Origin of the sequence: Flavobacterium sp. 123 (genome assembly GCF_003634825.1) — a bacterium.
In the GTDB taxonomy this organism is placed as follows: domain Bacteria; phylum Bacteroidota; class Bacteroidia; order Flavobacteriales; family Flavobacteriaceae; genus Flavobacterium.
Window position 1 is genome coordinate 1500048 of sequence record NZ_RBXD01000001.1, and the last position, 17687, is coordinate 1517734.

Annotated in this window: 10 protein-coding genes; all 10 read right to left on the reverse strand. The window is 34.8% G+C overall.

Annotated elements, in window-relative coordinates; all coding sequences use genetic code 11:
- Positions 1 to 84: 84 nt before the first annotated feature.
- Positions 85 to 786, reverse strand: a complete 702-nt coding sequence (locus tag C8C88_RS06690; RefSeq protein ID WP_121337368.1) for an L-ribulose-5-phosphate 4-epimerase — start codon at positions 784 to 786, stop codon at positions 85 to 87.
- Positions 770 to 2461, reverse strand: a complete 1692-nt coding sequence (locus C8C88_RS06695; RefSeq protein ID WP_121337369.1) for a ribulokinase — start codon at positions 2459 to 2461, stop codon at positions 770 to 772. The genes C8C88_RS06690 and C8C88_RS06695 overlap by 17 nt, the downstream gene beginning before the upstream one ends.
- 168 nt (positions 2462 to 2629) lie before the next feature.
- Entirely contained in the window at positions 2630 to 4615 is a 1986-nt protein-coding gene (locus C8C88_RS06700) for an alpha-L-arabinofuranosidase C-terminal domain-containing protein (RefSeq protein ID WP_121337370.1), read from the reverse strand.
- A gap of 65 nt (positions 4616 to 4680) precedes the next feature.
- Complete coding sequence (locus C8C88_RS06705) at positions 4681 to 6648, reverse strand: glycoside hydrolase family 127 protein (protein ID WP_121337371.1); 1968 nt, start codon at positions 6646 to 6648, stop codon at positions 4681 to 4683.
- A 22-nt stretch (positions 6649 to 6670) separates the two neighbouring features.
- Positions 6671 to 7663, reverse strand: coding sequence for an arabinan endo-1,5-alpha-L-arabinosidase (locus tag C8C88_RS06710; protein ID WP_121337372.1), 993 nt, complete (start codon positions 7661 to 7663; stop codon positions 6671 to 6673).
- 528 nt (positions 7664 to 8191) lie between these two features.
- Positions 8192 to 9187: a glycoside hydrolase family 43 protein gene (locus C8C88_RS06715; RefSeq protein WP_121337373.1), complete on the reverse strand. Its 996-nt coding sequence runs from the start codon at positions 9185 to 9187 to the stop codon at positions 8192 to 8194.
- A 35-nt stretch (positions 9188 to 9222) separates the two neighbouring features.
- Entirely contained in the window at positions 9223 to 10845 is a 1623-nt protein-coding gene (locus C8C88_RS06720) for an arabinan endo-1,5-alpha-L-arabinosidase (protein ID WP_121337374.1), read from the reverse strand.
- A 13-nt stretch (positions 10846 to 10858) separates the two neighbouring features.
- Complete coding sequence (locus tag C8C88_RS06725; protein WP_121337375.1) at positions 10859 to 12406, reverse strand: alpha-N-arabinofuranosidase; 1548 nt, start codon at positions 12404 to 12406, stop codon at positions 10859 to 10861.
- A 91-nt stretch (positions 12407 to 12497) separates the two neighbouring features.
- Positions 12498 to 14060 carry a RagB/SusD family nutrient uptake outer membrane protein gene (locus C8C88_RS06730; RefSeq protein ID WP_121337376.1) on the reverse strand — a complete coding sequence of 521 codons (1563 nt, stop codon included), beginning with the start codon at positions 14058 to 14060 and terminating at the stop codon, positions 12498 to 12500.
- 30 nt (positions 14061 to 14090) lie between these two features.
- Entirely contained in the window at positions 14091 to 17138 is a 3048-nt protein-coding gene (locus tag C8C88_RS06735) for a TonB-dependent receptor (protein ID WP_121337377.1), read from the reverse strand.
- Positions 17139 to 17687: the final 549 nt, after the last annotated feature.

Here is a 17687-nt window from a genome sequence, read left to right on the forward strand (position 1 = left end):
TAATATTTTCTTTTTTTTGACTTTTAGCTACTGGTTTGAGGTTGCAACAAACAAGCTGAAGCTTCAAACCTGAAACAAATTTTTTTACTGTCCGTAATACGAATCTTTTCCGTGTTTGCGCTCGTAATGTTTTTTGATTAAAGAATCTTTTAATCGTGGTGCATTTGGGTTGATTTGCAAAGTCAAGTAGGCCATTTCTGCCACTACTTCCAGAACTTTACTATTATAAACTGCTTTGGCAGCGTTTTTTCCCCAAGCAAAAGGGCCGTGATTACCAATCAAAACCATTTCTACTTCTTCGTACGAAAGATTTTTTTCTTTGAAACAATCCAAAATTTGAATTCCAGTATTGTGTTCGTAATTGCCTTCTATCAGTGCGTCAGCCATAGGTGCTGCACAAGGAATATCAGCCGTTAAATGGTCAGCATGAGTAGTTCCAAAAATTGGAATATCTCTTTGTGATTGTGCCCAAGCTACAGAATAAGTTGCGTGTGTGTGTGCTACACCACCTATGTTTGGCCAGTTCTTGTATAAATAAGCATGCGTTTTTGTATCTGATGAAGGACGCATACTGCCTTCGATGATATTATTATCAAAATCAACAATAACAATATCTTCAGGTTTTAATTCTTCGTAAGCAACGCCACTAGGTTTAATGGCAAAAACGCCATTTTTTCTATCTACGGCACTTACGTTCCCGAAAGTATAGACTACTAAATTCAATGCATTTAACTGCATATTCGCTTCGTAGCATTCTTGTTTTAAATCTTTATACATAGAGTTCATCTTGTAGGTTTTTAATAGATGGATCTGCAAAAGCGCTTAATTGATCATAAGCTAAAAGCAATTTATGATACGCAGCAACTTTGTCTAATTGAGGGAAATATTCGCTTTCAAAATCACTTCCCATTTTTTGGCTGGCTTCAATTACGTTTGGATATATTCCTGCGGCTACAGCAGCATATATGGCGGCTCCCAATGCAGGTGCTTGATCCGATGCAGCTACTTTGATTGGTTTATTCAAAACGTTAGCTAAAGTTTGCATGATAAATGGTGATTTTCTAGCAACTCCTCCAATTCCGATTACAGAGTTAATTTTTACACCTTCTTCTTCAAAACGATCTACTATTTTTTTAGAACCAAAACAGATAGCGTTTACCAAAGATTTGAATAGATGTGGCGCTTTTGTTCCTAAAGATAAATTAGAAATAGCGCTTTTTATTTCCTGATTTGCATCTGGAGTTCTTCTTCCGTTGATCCAGTCTAATGCGATTGGCACACTTTCGGAAAGAGGAATTTTTTCCGCTTCAGCAGTTAATTTTATAATTAGATTATCGCTCAATTCTGCTTTTAATTGTACTTTTTGAGCATCAGTCAAAAGGGTAGAAGTAGCTACTAAATTTTCTGTTGGCCAAAGCAGTAATTCTTTGTACCAAGCCAATAAATCTCCAAATGCCGATTGCCCTGCTTCAAGACCAATATATCCTGGAATTACAGAACCGTCTACTTGTCCACAGATACCACGAACGGTTTTGTTTCCAACTGCTTCGTGCGAACCTACTAAAATATCACAAGTTGAGGTTCCCATTACACGAACCAAAGTGTTTTCTTCAATTTTTGCACCTACAGCACCAGAATGTGCGTCAAATGTTCCAACAGCAATTACGGTATCCGTTGTAAGACCTAATCGAGTTGCCCAAGCAGCACTTAAATTTCCGGCTACAACATCTGAAGTATAGGTTTCATCGTATAATCTGCCACGAAGCGCTGCAAGATAAGGATGTAATTTGCCCAAAAATTCTGAATCAGGTAAACCATTCCAGTCTTCATGCCACATCGCTTTATGTCCTGCCGCACATCGGCTTCTTTTGAATGTTTTTAAATCTTTATTGTCAATCAATAAATACGTCATTAAATCACAATGTTCCATCCAAGTATACGCTGCGTTTTTTACCGCCTCATCTTGACGAGCAATGTGTAGAATTTTTGCCCAAAACCATTCTGATGAATAAATTCCACCAACATATTTAGTGAAATTTTCACCACCCCAATTAGCAGCTAATTCATTGATTTCATTCGCTTCATTGATAGAAGTGTGATCTTTCCATAAAACCATCATGGCATTTGGATTATTTTCAAAACCTTTTGTTAAAGCTAATGGTGTTCCGTCTTCAGTCACAGGTACTGGCGAAGAACCGGTTGTGTCAATACAAATGCTTCGTATTAGAGAAGGTTCTACAGCGCCATTTTGAACAACATATTTTATAGTAGATTCTAATCCTTCAATATGATCTAAAGGGTGTTGACGAAATTGATTTATCGATGCATTGCAAAACTCTTTATTTGCCCATCTTTTATAATGACAAACGTTTGATGCTAGTTCTTGCCCATTCTCTGTATCTATTAATACTGCGCGAACAGAATCTGTTCCGTAGTCTAATCCTATAACATAATTTTTCATCACTAAAATTCTTTTTATATAATTACAAATATACTATATTTATTTTATAAGTGTATAAAAAACACTTAATTTAATTCAGTGCTATTATTTTTATTAAAAGCGTAACAAAACCGCTTTTTAAGAGTAAAATAAAAAATAAATGTTTGTAATACATTTATTCCGTTGCGATTATTTCATCTTTAACTTCAAAACACTAACAGAATAGGCAGGAAGACTCGTTTGAGCTTTGTCTCCTTTTAGTTTAAATTCACGTTCTGAAGGGCTAATTTTCTTAGGATTAGCAAATGAATTTTCGTCTTCAAGGTTCGCGCTAGTAAGTGTTGTCAAAGTTCCTTTAGAGGCTAATTTGCTTGCTTTAAAATCAATACTTACGTCTTTAGCTGTTGCGGATGTGTTTACCAGTTTTACAATAACTTCTTTGGTGTTTGCATCTTTTACCGCTGATGCAAATAAATTATTTTGTCCTGTTACTGGTTTCCCATCTTTAGTTATGCTTATCAAATCTGTTCCTCTATTTGTTGAAAACAATTTTTGGACATAATAATTAGCAGAACCATATGCTTCTAAATTGTTGAACCAAAGTAAATCTGGTGTCCATTGCCAAGCTTCTTCATGAGCCATTAACGGTGCATAAGAAGTTAAATTAACTACTTCAGCATTTCGTTCTAAACCGGTCATAAAAGCAGCCTCAGAGAAAGCACATTCCCAGTTGTTTTTGTTATCTGGACTTGCTATAGCTACACTTTGCGCAGCATATTCACCAGCAAAAACTTTAGGTCCTTTTCTGTCGTATTTATCATAACGAGTGGCATTTTCTCTAAACCATTGTGGGCTTTTGTAGTAATGTTCGTCTACAATTTCAGCATTTAATTTTTTCAGTTCTTGCATACCATATTCAAAATAATCTCCTTCAGGAAATGGGCCAGCTCCTGAAACAATAGTCATTTTTGGATATTTTGATTTTATAGCTTTTTCAAACACTTTATATCTTGCGATATAATCTGGTCCCCATTGCTCATTTCCAACACCTATAAACTTCAAGTTGAATGGTTTTGGATGTCCCATATCTGAACGAACTCTTCCCCAAGGTGTGTCAACGCTACCATTTGCAAACTCAATTAAATCCAAAGCATCTTGCACGTAAGGATCTAATTCTTCCATTGGAACTAATTCTCCTGTATTAAATTGACATGCCATACCACAACTCAAAATAGGTAAGGGCTGAGCTCCTAAATCTTCTGAAAGTTGGAAATATTCAAAGAATCCCAATCCAAACGTTTGGAAATAATCTGGTGCTAGTTTGTGAGCAAATTCGGTGTTCCAACGGTTGATTAAGGTTTCTCTTTTTTCTACATCACCTACAGTTTTTTTCCATTGGTAACGCTGTGCCAATGTTCGTCCCTCTACAATACAACCACCAGGGAATCTCAAAAATCCAGGTTTCATATCATATAATAATTGCACGATATCTTTACGCATTCCGTTTTTTCTGTTTTTCCAAGTATCTTCTGGGAATAACGAAATCATGTCTAAATCAATAGTTCCTTTTCCTTCGAAGGTGATTTTTAACTGTGCTTTTGCCTCAGTTTGAGTAGCCGTAAATTGCGCAGAATACCCTTTCCAATCGTTTGATGTTGGAACAATGCTGGTTTCGCCTAATACGTTTTTATTTTTATCAATAAATTGAATGATGATTTTTTTGATTTCACCATTGTGATTTGCTGCTTTTAACGAAAGATTATATTTAGCATCTTTCTTAATTCCCATGCCTCTAAAACCTTCATTAATCATCGAAAATCCTTTAGCATCATTGATTAAAACCCTACAAAAACTTGGATTGGTTTTGTTTTCCAAAGCTTTGATAGTTGTAGCAATACCTGATGTTGTATTGAACGAATGGGTATCACTATTTGGCTGTTCCCAACCCATAAGTGGTGCTTCAAATTCAAACGAACGGTTTTTGATCATCTCAGCATACAATCCTCCATCGGCAGCAAAGTTGATGTCTTCAAAAAAGGCACCGTACATCGTTGGTTGAATTTTAGTTACCGTATTGGCAGTATTTACTTCTAGATTTGTTTTTTGTGCATTAGCATATAAACCATTCAGTAAAAATCCACAAAGGGTGATTTTGGTGATTAAATTTTGTCTCATTTTTATATTTGTTTAAGGTTTAAAAGTTTAAAGTTGTTGGTTTTAAACTTTAATGATTTGTTTTTTTATTCTTTATAATTAATCCAAACTTTCATCTTTCCAACGCCTCTATTAGACCAAGAATAATACGGAATAGCTTTTAAGTTTTCGGTTTGAATGGTATTTACACCTTCTAAAAGGGAATCTTCTTTTTTTACTTTGAAAGTGTCTTTTGCTCCAATGGTTATTGCATCGAAATTAGTAGCATTGTCCGCTTCTTCAATCGCATATACGATTGGGCCATATTCTAAAGCCACTTTTCCAATGTTGCCTTCAACTTTAGTATTTGTAACTACTTCTTTCACTTCCATTGGAAAATCAAGAACAATTTTTTCTCCTTTTTTCCACTTTTTGGTAATAGTAATGTATCCTTTATCTTCTGTATAATCGATACGTTTCCCGTTTACAGTAACTATAGTTTTTGCAGTTGAGGTGTTTTTATAACGGTATAAATCTCCGGGTAAAACCTGATTTCTTGCCCAGCTTGGAATACGCAATTTTATAGTAAAAGGAACTTCATTTTTAGGAGTAACAGTAATCAAAACTTTGCCATCCCAAGGATAATTGGTTTGTTGTGAAATTTCCAAATTGTTTTTATCCAATGCTACTTTCGCTGTATTCGAAGCGTATAAATTCACATAAAGCACGTCTTTGGAAGTTGAATAAATCAATCCTGGAATTGAAGGAATAAACCGAATCAAATTAGTTGGGCAACAAGAACAATCGAACCAAGATTGGCGCGTACATTCGCCCCGATTGAATTTGTAAACTCCATCTGATTCTAATGCATTTGGATAAAAGAATTTTTTCCCGTCTAATGACAATCCCGATATTAATCCGTTGTATAAAGAACGTTCAATCACATCAAAATAATCCGAATTCCCAGAAATATTATGCAATCTATGGTTCCAATATACATTACCAATAGCAGCGCAAGTCTCATTATAAGCAGTAAGATTTGGTAATTCATAATTTTCACCAAAAGCTTCGCCATCATGTTTAGCTCCGATACCACCCGTGATATACATTTTTTTGTTGACCATGTTGTTCCACAAATTATTCACTGCATCACCGTAAGCTTTGTTGTTTTCGATAGCCGCAATATCCGTCATTCCAGCATACATATACACCGCTCTTACCGCATGACCCACCGCTTCTTTTTGCTGAATAACAGGAATGTCATCTTGTGAATAAGCACCGTATAATTTGTGATTTTTTGGATTTCCTCGGTTGTCCAGAAAGTATTTAGCCAAATTCAAATAGGCTTTGTTATTGGTGATTTGGTACAATTTCACCAAGCCAGTTTCTACTATTTGATGACCAGGAACACCGTGAACTTGGTCTGCACCATCGCCGAAAGTTTTAACTAATAAATCAGCGTTTTTTATGGCAATATCTAAGAAATTTTTCTTTCCAGTGGCTTGATAATGTACTACTGCGGCTTCTATCATGTGACCTGAGTTGTACAATTCATGACTTATTTGCAAGGATTCCCAACGTTTTCCTTCAATCACGGGAACCCATGGGGCTGGTGGTTTAGCAGGATTTATGGTTCTCCAAGTCGTTAAATAGCCATCCTTTTCTTGGCCAATTTTCACAATGCTTATTAATGAATCCAGTAAAGTTTCAAGTTTTGGATTGGGTTCACTAATTAAAGTATTTGATGCGCCCTCAATAATTTTATAGACATCGGTATCGTCAAAAGGCATTTGCCCTTTAACGCTGCCTTGCATTTTGCCACCAGCAATTAAGAAGTTGTCCATGCGACCTTCCTCTTCACATTTTTGAATGGCATATTCGACGGTCTTTTCTTGTACTTTTTTTATTATTGGTAACCAAAAAGCATCTGTCAACTTTACATTCTGAATGTTTACAGGAGTAATGGTATAACCAGATTTTTTTGGAGCAGTTGATTTTTTTGTACGTTGTTGACTATGTCCGCAAACGGTCATTACTAGTAAAACGGCTGCTATTGTTTTTTTTATAAAGGTCATTTTGCCTATTATTAATCGGTTCTTAATTCATTGGTTTTACAATAGGCCATAAGTCGGCATCCCATTGTAGTTCTTTGATTTCTAATTTTGGTCTTCCATTATTCTTGATTTCGTAAGCATGAAAAACGATATAATCTTTGCCATCAAAAGTATAAGTGCTGTTGTGACCTGCGCCATACCAGTTTTTATCTCCTTGAATCAATAAAGTTCCGCCGCCTTCATTCAGCGATTTTCCATCTTTATCCAAGTAAGGCCCAGTTATATTTTTTGATCTTCCAATAACAACTTTATAGGTGCTGTTTTCTCCTCGGCAACACAAATCCCAGGAAAGAAATAAGTAATAATAGCCGTTTTTTCTAAATACAAATGGAGCTTCTAATTCCGCATCGCCCGGATCTGTATCTTGTAATTCGAAAGTTCTTTTGCGTTTAGCTATTGTATGCCATTCTTCAGGTTGAGCAATGGATTTTAAATCTGGGTTTAGTTTCACCATTTTCAAACCATTCCAAAAAGAGCCAAATGCTAACCAAGGAACATTATTTTCGTCGAATGTTAAATTTGGATCTATCGCATTCCACATATCACGGTTAGGAATGGATTGGATTACAATACCGTGATCTACCCATTTGTAAGCAGGGTCTTTTGGATTTAAAGTAGTATTAGTAGCCAAAGCAATCGCCGAAGTATTTTTTGCGAAAGCAGAAACAGAATAATACAAATAATAGGTGTTGTTGTGAAAGGAAACATCAGGTGCCCAAATATGATTTTTGAAATCAGGAACTATCGAGTCAACCCAAGTAGGTTTTTCTTTAAAAATAGCGGGTTCTGGATTCCAGTTTTTCAAGTCTTTCGAACTAAAAGCGCTAATGCCTTGTCCTGTGCAGTACAAATAGTACGTATCATTTTGTTTAATCATGACAGGATCATGAACGGTAATATCTTGTGCCCATGACGAATTTGTCATTACCAGAAGGATTATAAGAAATAGGGGCTGAATTTTTCTATGTAATTTCATGTTGTTTATTTTTGAACCATGTGAGAGATTTAAGAAAATTTAATTTTTTACTCTCTTTTATATTTTGAATAGGTTTAACTTATATGTTTTAATTATGTTTCCATTTTTTGAACCATGTGAGAGATTTAAGAAAATTTAATTTTTCACTCTTTTTTATATTTTGAATAGGTTTAACTTATATGCCTTATATGTTTTGTTTTTTTGAACCATGTGAGAGATTTAAGAAAATTTAATTTTTCACTCTTTTTTATTTTTGAATAGGTTTAACTTATATGCCTTATATGTTTTAATTTTTTGAACCATGTGAGAGATTTAAGAAAATTTAATTTTTCACTCTTTTTTATATTTAGAATAGGTTTAACTTATATGCCTTATATGTTTTGATTTTTTGAACCATATAAGAGATTTAAGAAAATTTAATTTTTCACTATCTTTTATATTTTGAATAGGTTTAACTTATATGCCTTATATGTTTTGATTTTTTGAACCATGTGAGAAAATATCAGGTTAAAAAAAATGTTTAATTGTTTATTTTTGAATGCCTTCTGAAGTCATAATAACTCGTTTCATAGTTCCATCTTCATTGTAATACAATCGGTCCACACAAACGGATCTTCTAAAACTACCACCATTGGGTTGTGTAGCACCATTGTGATAAATAAAATAATCTTTGCCTTTGAATTCAATAATAGCTTGATGATTTGTGTTTGAGTTACCAGCAAGTTCATTTAAAATTCCTTTGTATTCCCATGGTCCATTGATTGATTTGCTCATAGCGTAAGCAATTTTTTCAGGAAATTGATAGGCGTATGACAAATAATACCAATTATTATGTTTGTGAATCCAAGGTGCTTCGGTAAAATTGGGCAAAGAAATGGTTTGTATTGGTCCATCAAGTTCAATCATGTTTGCTTTTAATTTAGCATAATGGCAAACAGAATTTCCCCAGAAAAGATAGGCTTGTCCGTCATCATCAATCATGACTGTTGGGTCAATATCATCCCAGTCAATTTTGGTTTGGGTAGTCATATCATTAGTGATAAGTGCTTTTCCCAAGGCATCTTTAAAAGGACCCGTTGGACTGTCTGAAACACCAACACCAATAGCTTTTCCATTGATGGCCCCGTGTGAAACGGTTACATACCAATAAAATTTTCCGTTACGTTCAATAACCTGAGAAGCCCAAGCATCAGAAGTTGCCCATGCAAAATCGGTTACTTTTAACGGCACAGGATGTTCCTCCCAATGGACCATATCCGATGAGGAATATACCAACCATTCATTCATTTTATAAAAGTTGAAATCATTTGGTGCTTCATCATGACCTGCATAGAGATATACTTTGTCTTTGTAAACTAAAGCCGCTGGATCTCCAGTATATTTATCTTTTATGATAGGGTTGTTGAACGGTGTTGAATTGCCGCTTTTTTCTTCATTGGCGGAAGCCGTAACGGTATTTGTTTTTACGGCTTTGCAAGAAGACATCAAGACAACGGAAAAGAGAATTAAAAAAATATTTTTCATTTGGTTTTTCTTAATTAAATATCAAAAAGGATGAATTAATTTATTTTTTTGCCCCAAACCGGAAGTCCAGCTGGAGTAAGTCCAGAATAGGTAATGGTAACTTTGCGAGTAGCACTTTCCCAGTCCCAAGCATCACTTACTTTGCATTTATTTCCATTTACGGTTAACGTTTTGCTCGTGCTGTCATACGACCAAGTTCCCGTAATTCCTCCGCTAACTTTCTTGTCGGCAGTCAGGTATATTGTAACTGATTTTTGAATAACTGCATATTGATAATTCATGGTAATTTGTTCCCATGTTCCAATAAATGAAGCTTCACTAATTGTAGTTTCTGGTACGCCTCCATATCTTTCAGGATCTACAACTGGCCAACCATCTTCTGTCCATTTTATAGCGCGAACATGTCCCATCATAATAGCATTAGAAACTGCAATTCCTGGTACATCCTTAGGCAAACGCGCCTGAGAGGAATAATACCATTGTTTAGTATCTGGATTTTGGAAAACGGCACAATGTGAAATACCAACCCAGCCTGTATGACCGTTAAAAGCATAAGGATGTGTTAGCATTGGCCAACAATCGGCTCCATTAGTAACATTGGCACCATTGATTCCTAAATAAGGACCCGTAATGTTTTTCGAACGCGCCACACGAGTATTGTAGGGAACATCAAGTCCATCATACGCCATAAATAGATAGTAATATTGCGTATCAGGGTTGTAGATAATCTCTGGTCCTTCGGAAGCTTGCCAACGACTTGTAGCATTACGAGTGGCAATGCGGGTTCCATAATCACTAAGTGTTTCTAATTTATCAGGTTTTCCAGTAGCGGGGTTTAATTTTAATGCTGCTATTCCGGAATGCCAAGAACCATATATTAAATATTGCTCCCCCTCAGGAGTGCTAATGAAGCTAGGGTCAATAGCATTAAATTTGAAATAAGCATCCTCCCAATTTCTTGTACCTGTAAAAGAATATGGTTTTAATCCGTCAGGTTCTGAGCAAACTACCATTCCTTTGTCTGTCCATGTATTAGAGGCTAAATCATCTGTTTCTGCCAAACCGATAAAGGCTCTTTCTCCCCAAGTGTTATCAAAAGTACTTCCGATTATAGGGTTGTCAACCACAATACAGTAATACATTCTGTATATATTTCCAACTTTTCTAATACAAGGAGCCCAAAATCCATAATTAGGATTTTCTATAGGAGGCAATGCGGGTACCATGCGTGCTCTTTTATTGTTTAAAGAATCTTTTACCCAAGCAGGTGCAGTTGTCATAGCCGATCCCATGAATTCCCAATTAACAAGATCTTTTGAACGTCTGTAAAAAAAGTGCCCATGTCCATCCGTTGCATTTCCATAAGAAGCATCCGTTTGGTACATGTAATAATACTCACCACATTTTTCAACAGAAGGGTCGTGTACGTTTGCCAAATTCCATTGTGAATTACTATTCCAAGAAGCTATTGACGAATAATTGTCAGGATAGGTTGGCCCTGGAAAAGTAGGTGTTGGAGTTGGAGTAGGCGTTGGAGTAGGTGTTGGAGTAGGTGAAGGATCAGGTTCTCCACCACTAGAACAACTACTAACAGACACAACTACTAACAGAATTGTTAGAAATAAAACTAATTTTGAAAGGAATCTTGGGTTTCTCATTTTGAGTTTTTTATTATTTAGCTTCTAAAACTACAACAGAAAATGCAGGGATTGTGATCTCTAATTTCCCTTTTTTTATTTCAAAACCTTTGTAAACTGCAGGTTTGATTTTTGATGGATTGTCAAATGAATTGTGATCTTGTAGTTTTTGAGATGTTAAGATAGTAGCTGTAACATTTTTAACACCAAGTTCTTTTATGTCAATTTCGATCTTATTTTCTTTTTTAGAGTCAATGTTTACTAAGGAAACATGAACTAATCCACTTTTATCTTTTGATGCCGAAGCAGATAAAGCAGGTAATGTTTTTCCGTTATAGGTATATAAAGGAGAATTAATTGTCAAAGGCAATAATTGAGCGTCTTGATGTACGCTGTACATTTGCATAATGTGATAAGTAGGCGTTAAAATCATTTTTGCTTTGTCAGTAAGAATAACAGCTTGCAAAACATTAACACATTGTGCTAGATTCGCCATACGTAGCCTATTAGCATGATTATTAAAAATATTAAGAGTTGCACCAGCTAAAACGGCATCTCTCATAGTATTTTGTTGGTATAAAAATCCAGGATTAGTTCCTTTTTCTACATCGTACCAACCTCCCCATTCATCAACAACTAAAGCAATTTTTTGTTCAGGATCATATTTGTCCATAATCGCAGCGTGATTGGTTATAAGCTCATCCATTTTCAGCGCTTCTTTCATTGTAGCAAAATATTGATCTTCGGTAAAATCTACACCATCTCCTTTTTTGTTCCATTCTATTACTGAGTAATGGTGCATAGCAACACCACCAAGCATATTTCCAGGAATGTTTTTCATTAATGTTTCGGTCCAATTATAGTCTGCGTCACTTGCTCCAGAAGCAATACGCATTAATCCACCTGTGTTTTCCCAATCAGACATGAATGTGGCATACTTTCTATATTCACCAGCATAATATTCTGGTTTCATATTACCACCGCAACCCCAAGCTTCATTGCCGATTCCCCAGATTTTTACTTTCCAAGGCTCCGCTTTTCCGTTTTTTTTACGTAGGTCGCTCATTGGGCTTTTACCTCCAAAGTTGGCGTATTGTACCCAGTCAGCAAGTTCTTGTACAGTACCACTACCTACATTTCCAGAAAGGTATGGTTCTGCTCCAAGTAATTCACATAGGTTTAAGAAATCATGGGTTCCAAAACTATTGTCTTCAGTAGTTCCTCCCCACCATTGATTTACTATTGTTGGTCTATTTTCTTTTGGACCAATACCATCTTTCCAGTGATAGGTGTCTGCAAAACAACCACCTGGCCATCTTAAATTTGGAATTTTTAATTTTTTAAGCGCGTCAACAATGTCGTTACGCACGCCATTTGTATTAGGTATTTTTGAAGTGTCTCCAACAAAAAAACCACCATAAATAGACCTTCCTAAGTGTTCAGCAAAATGTCCGTAGATATTTTTATTAATAATAGGGGCGTTTGCAGTATTCTTTATAGAAAGTACTGTTGTTTCTTTTTGTGCAACAATAGTTTGATTACAAAAAGTAAAAATAAATAAGATTAATAGTGCTTTTTTCATGGTGTCTTTAAGTTATAATATCACGTGGTAAGCTTATAATAAACTTACCACATGATATTAAAAAATTTAACTAAATCAGGTAAAAAATATATTAATAACCTGGATTTTGAACTGTTCCAGGGTTATTGTCCATTTCTAATTGTGGGATTGGGAAAAATTCACGTCCAGCTGCATAAGAGTTAAACTCCACATCTCTAGTTTTTAACCAAGCCAATTTTGTTGGGTTTTCTAACCATCCCCATCTGCGAATATCATCAAAACGATGTCCTTCAAGAGGGAATTCTAAGAATCTTTCATGACCTATTTGCTCTCTCATGCCTTCTTGAGTTAAGCCTGGTTTTGCTGTAGCTAAGTTAGGCAAACCTACGCGATCTCTAACCATTTGGATATAAGTATAAGCACCTGGTGTATCACCTGTTTCGTTTAAACATTCAGCATACATTAACAAGATATCAGAATATCTTAATAAACGCTCGTTTATACCAGAACGCCAGTCAAACTCATTCGCATAGTTACCATCAGAGTTTTCATATTTTCTACAAAATAAATCATTTAAATCTCCTGGGTTAGCAGCATAGAATGAAGCGAAATTTTGTCCGTAAAGTTGCATTCCTCCAGGTTTATTGTAGAACATAGTAGCATCTAAACGAGGATCTACGTCACCAGTTGTTGTTAACTCATCATGAAATTCATTAAATAAAGTCCATGTTGGTTGAACGTCTGTCCATCCAAAAGCTCTTGGCGCATAAGTAATTGCTCTTGCTGAAGTTTTCCCCCAACCAGAAGCCGGAGCACCACCCCAACCTAAGTCAACACCGCCAGCACTTCTACTGAATTGAACTTCAAATAGAGACTCTGAATTGTTTTCATTTGTATCCGTAAAATTATCACGGTAATTAGACACTAAAGAGTAAACGCCTAAATCAATAACTTGTTTGAATGCTACTTTTGCATTTGCAAAATCTTTAGTAAATAAGTACGCTTTACCTAAATATCCTAAAGCGGCTCCTTTTGTAGCTCTTCCTTTTTGGTTTGCATCTAAACCTGTAATATTTGTATAAGAAGCAGGAAGTAATTCGGCTGCTGCTTTAAAATCAGCAATAACTTGAGCCCAACCTTCTTCTTGAGTTTTTTGTGGATTATATACAGTGATTTCTGTAGGTAATGGCACATTTTTGAACATGTTTACTGCATGGAATAAATACAAACCTCTTAAGAAATAAGCTTGTCCTAAGATTCTGTTTTTAAGTCCAGCATCTTCCATTTCTATGTTAGGAACATTTGTTAAAACTTGATTAGCACGGTAAATACCTTGGTAATATGTTTCAAAAGCCCAACCATAAATAGCCGCATTAGAAACATTTGAGTTAAAACGTCCCACATTGTACATGGCATCCCAAGGGCTGTTACTTCTAGTGTCGTCTCCTTTTAAGTCTAATAATAATGGAGTACTTCTCATGTACGTACCATCAGTAAGTAAACTTCCATATGCTGCATTCACACCTTCGATGGCGTCTTGATCTGTTTTCCAGAATGAATCCACTGCGTCTTGATTAGGATCAACTTGAACTAAATCTTCATTATTAACACAACTCGTAAGTACAACAGAGAGTGAGAAGAAAACAGTTAGATAATTAAATATTTTATATTTCATTTTGATTCGTTTTTAATTGGTTAACTAATTTTAGAAATTCACTTCAAGTCCTAAAGAGAAAGTTCTAGGATTTGGGAATGAACCACCGTCATATCCTCTAGAGAATAATCCGTCATTGCTGTTAAAATCAGGATCGTAACCTTTGTATTTGCTGATTATTAAAAGGTTTTGACCATTTACATATACTCTCGCTTTTTGAATAAAACTTTTTTCTGAAACTGGGATTTCATATCCAATTTCCATTGTTTGAAGTTTTATGTAATCACCACTTTCAACAAATCTATTAGAATCTCTTCCGTTTGCATTAGGATCACCAATGATAGGGCGAGGAACATTTGTATCAGTATTTGTAGGTGTCCAGTAATCAAGCATATCTGTACTGTGGTTTCCATATTGTCCACCCATTAAGTTACGGTACATTGCATTGAATACTTTGTTTCCGCCACTTCCTTGCCAAAACATAGAGAAATTCCAGTTTTTGTATGAACTATTGAAGTTTAAACCGTAGCTATATTTAGGTATTGTAACTCCTTGATACGTTCTGTCAAGATCACTAATTTTACCATCACCGTTGATGTCTTTGAATCTGATATCTCCAATTCCAGCGTTTGTTTGTGTAGGAGCTGCAGCAATTTCTCCAGCATTTTGGAAAATACCATCTGTTTCGTAAGCGTAAATTTCACCTATTGATCTTCCAACTTCTGTTTTTGAAGCTGCACCATAGATTGGGTTTCCGTCAAGTCCAATTTGCAATACTTTGTTTTTCAATGTTCCAACGTTTGCAGAAATACTATACTTGAATGCATTTTTGTTATTGTTATAAGTAGCTGCTAACTCTAAACCATTATTTCTAACAGCACCAGCATTAGTAGTTACACTAGCAGGGAAAGCACCTGTTGAAAATGGAAGTGGAACTCCAATTAAAAGGTCTGTAGATTTTTTTACATAATACTCTGCAGATAATTGCAAGTCATTATTAAACAATCCTACCTCAAGAGCTACGTTGCTTGTTTGAGTTTCTTCCCAGTGTACATTTGGATCTAAAGCACTAACCACAGTTGTTCCTGGAGCAAGAGCATTATTGAAATCATAACCAGCGAAACTATTAATTGTAGTTGCAAAAAAGTAAGTTGGTATAGTGTTATTTCCTAATATTCCATAACCACCTCTAAGCTTAACATTGCTTACCCATTCTGGTAAGTGAATGAATTTTTCATTGCTAATTTTCCAAGCACCTGAAAAGGAATAAAAATTACCCTTATTAAATTTTTGGCTAAAAAGAGACGTTTTATCTTGTCTAAAGTTAGCAGTAAACAAGTAACGATCATCATAAGCGTAATTAATTCTGCTCAAATAAGATGCACCAGTAATTGTGTTTTCATATTCTCCAGCACTCTTAGCATCAGCATATTCTAAGTGGCTGATTTCTCCTGGTAGGTAACCAACACCTCTAGACCAGTGGTTGTAATTATCACTTCTTTCTTGTACCCAACCAGCTAAAGCATCAATTTTATGTTTATCAATATTTAATGAGTAAGTCAATAAGTTATTAAGGAAAGTTCTTGATTGACTTCCAGTAGATACGTCTAATGAAGCTTCGTCATTAGTAGTAATATAGTACCATCCTAAATCACTTGGCGGTACAAATTTTCTGTTTTGCCAATCTAAACGGTCATAACTTGCGTCTAATTTGTATTTTAAACCTGGTACAATTTCATATTCACCCCAGATATCACCAATAAAACGATTTCTTTTTCCGTTGTTAGTTATTAAGTTGTTATATCCAATAACGTTCATTGAAATAGCTCTTTGCGTTAAGTTAGTTGTTCCTCCGTATCCACCTAATCTGTTCGCATCGTATACAGGCATTGTAGGAATTGCACCTAATAAATCACTTATCGGTGATTCACCCGCATTATATTCATTAAAGTTCTCTTTGTCAGATTGAGTAAATCCTATTTTAGAACCATATTTAAAGTTTCCTTTTTTACCTGTTAAATTTAAGGTAGTAGAAAGTCTTTCATAATTTTGAGGCGAATTAATATAGCCACTGTTTTTGAAATAATCAATATTCATGTTGTAGCCTAAATTTTCAGCTCCACCACTAAATGTTAACGAATGGTTTTGTATTACACCAGTTTCGAAAGCAGCATTTTGCCAATTCGTATCTACATTATTGATAAAAAGCGGATTAGAAGCATCATTACCAGGAGCTATAGTTAATCCAGCATTTGCTTCAGCTGCACTTGTAATATTTTGGTATCCAACTCTATCGGTAAGAGACCATTTTTTAGCTACATTTTGAACTCCAAAAAGCGATTTGTATTTGATATCAAATTTACCAGCTTTTCCTTTTTTAGTAGTAATAATGATTACACCATTTGCACCACGAACTCCATAAATAGCTGCAGAAGAGGCATCTTTTAATACTTGCATAGACTCGATTTCACCAGTAGCAAAATCATAAGGGCTGTCCACAATCATTCCGTCAATTACAAATAAAGGATTGTTGTTACTGAATGAGTTGATACCTCTAATTTTGATATTAACAAATCCACCAGGCTCTCCAGATGATTGTACTGTTACACCAGGAACTTGTCCTTGTAACATTTTTGCAGCATCATAAGTTACGGTCTTTTTAGCATTGTCCATATTTACAACACTTATCGAACCAGTAAGGTCTGATTTCTTTTGCGTACCATATCCCACAACAACAACTTCGTCAAGCGCAGTTAAGTCGTCTTTTAATGAAATATTGATTTTAGTTTGGTTTCCAACTTGAACTTCTTGATTAGCTGAACCAACATACGAAAAAACAAGTACGTCTCCAGAAGAAGCTTTTATTGAATAATCACCATCTAAACCAGTTACAGTTACATTATTTGTTCCTTTTACTAAAACATTTACACCAGGTAAAGGCATTGCATCTTTAGCTGAAGTAACAATACCTGTAATAGTCTTGTTATTTTGGGCAAATACACTGTAAGAGGAAATTAGCATAACTACTAATGCTAGTAGCCATTCTTTTTTTGGCAATAAAAAATTGCAATAAAGAAATAATCGGTGGTTTGTTTTCATTCTCTTTTTATTTAGGTTAATTATAAGTGTGTGTTTTACATTTGTAAATTTAATTAAAAAAAATCCACAAAAACAAATTAATATCTTAAAAAAAGGAGCTTAAAAAAATACATCTTACAAATTAAGTGTGAATTTAACATTTAAAAATTGTGCTTTTTTTAAAAAACACGGCTGTTTTGTCTTTTTTTTGGTTAAAAAGAATGTATTTGAATAAAAAAACAGTTATTTCCATAAAAACAATGAATTCTAATTTTTTTATTTTTTTTTAAATTTATGGTTAAAATTCCACTCAAATTAGGCTAAAAATCACCTTTTGATTTTTTATTTTGTAGTAAAAAAGAGATAATTTATGTTAATTTCAAACGTTTTCGAATGTTAAAAACGCTTAAAAAGGGTTTTGATTTAAAATAATCATCTTTGTTTTGGAATTTCTATCAAATTTAGATTCCAATTCGGTATTACTGATAATTTAAATATATTGATGTCTTTTTTATGAAATGAATAGGCTAAATATTCTTTTTAATTAAGCCCTCAAAAGGCTGGGTAAGA

Bases quoted from the DNA above. Each gene is read 5' to 3' on its own strand.
- C8C88_RS06690 (WP_121337368.1), bottom strand. From the start codon at position 786: ATGAACTCTATGTATAAAGATTTAAAACAAGAATGCTACGAAGCGAAT.
- C8C88_RS06695 (WP_121337369.1), bottom strand. From the start codon at position 2,461: ATGAAAAATTATGTTATAGGATTAGACTACGGAACAGATTCTGTTCGC.
- C8C88_RS06700 (WP_121337370.1), bottom strand. From the start codon at position 4,615: ATGAGACAAAATTTAATCACCAAAATCACCCTTTGTGGATTTTTACTG.
- C8C88_RS06705 (WP_121337371.1), bottom strand. From the start codon at position 6,648: ATGACCTTTATAAAAAAAACAATAGCAGCCGTTTTACTAGTAATGACC.
- C8C88_RS06710 (WP_121337372.1), bottom strand. From the start codon at position 7,663: ATGAAATTACATAGAAAAATTCAGCCCCTATTTCTTATAATCCTTCTG.
- C8C88_RS06715 (WP_121337373.1), bottom strand. From the start codon at position 9,187: ATGAAAAATATTTTTTTAATTCTCTTTTCCGTTGTCTTGATGTCTTCT.
- C8C88_RS06720 (WP_121337374.1), bottom strand. From the start codon at position 10,845: ATGAGAAACCCAAGATTCCTTTCAAAATTAGTTTTATTTCTAACAATT.
- C8C88_RS06725 (WP_121337375.1), bottom strand. From the start codon at position 12,406: ATGAAAAAAGCACTATTAATCTTATTTATTTTTACTTTTTGTAATCAA.
- C8C88_RS06730 (WP_121337376.1), bottom strand. From the start codon at position 14,060: ATGAAATATAAAATATTTAATTATCTAACTGTTTTCTTCTCACTCTCT.
- C8C88_RS06735 (WP_121337377.1), bottom strand. From the start codon at position 17,138: ATGAAAACAAACCACCGATTATTTCTTTATTGCAATTTTTTATTGCCA.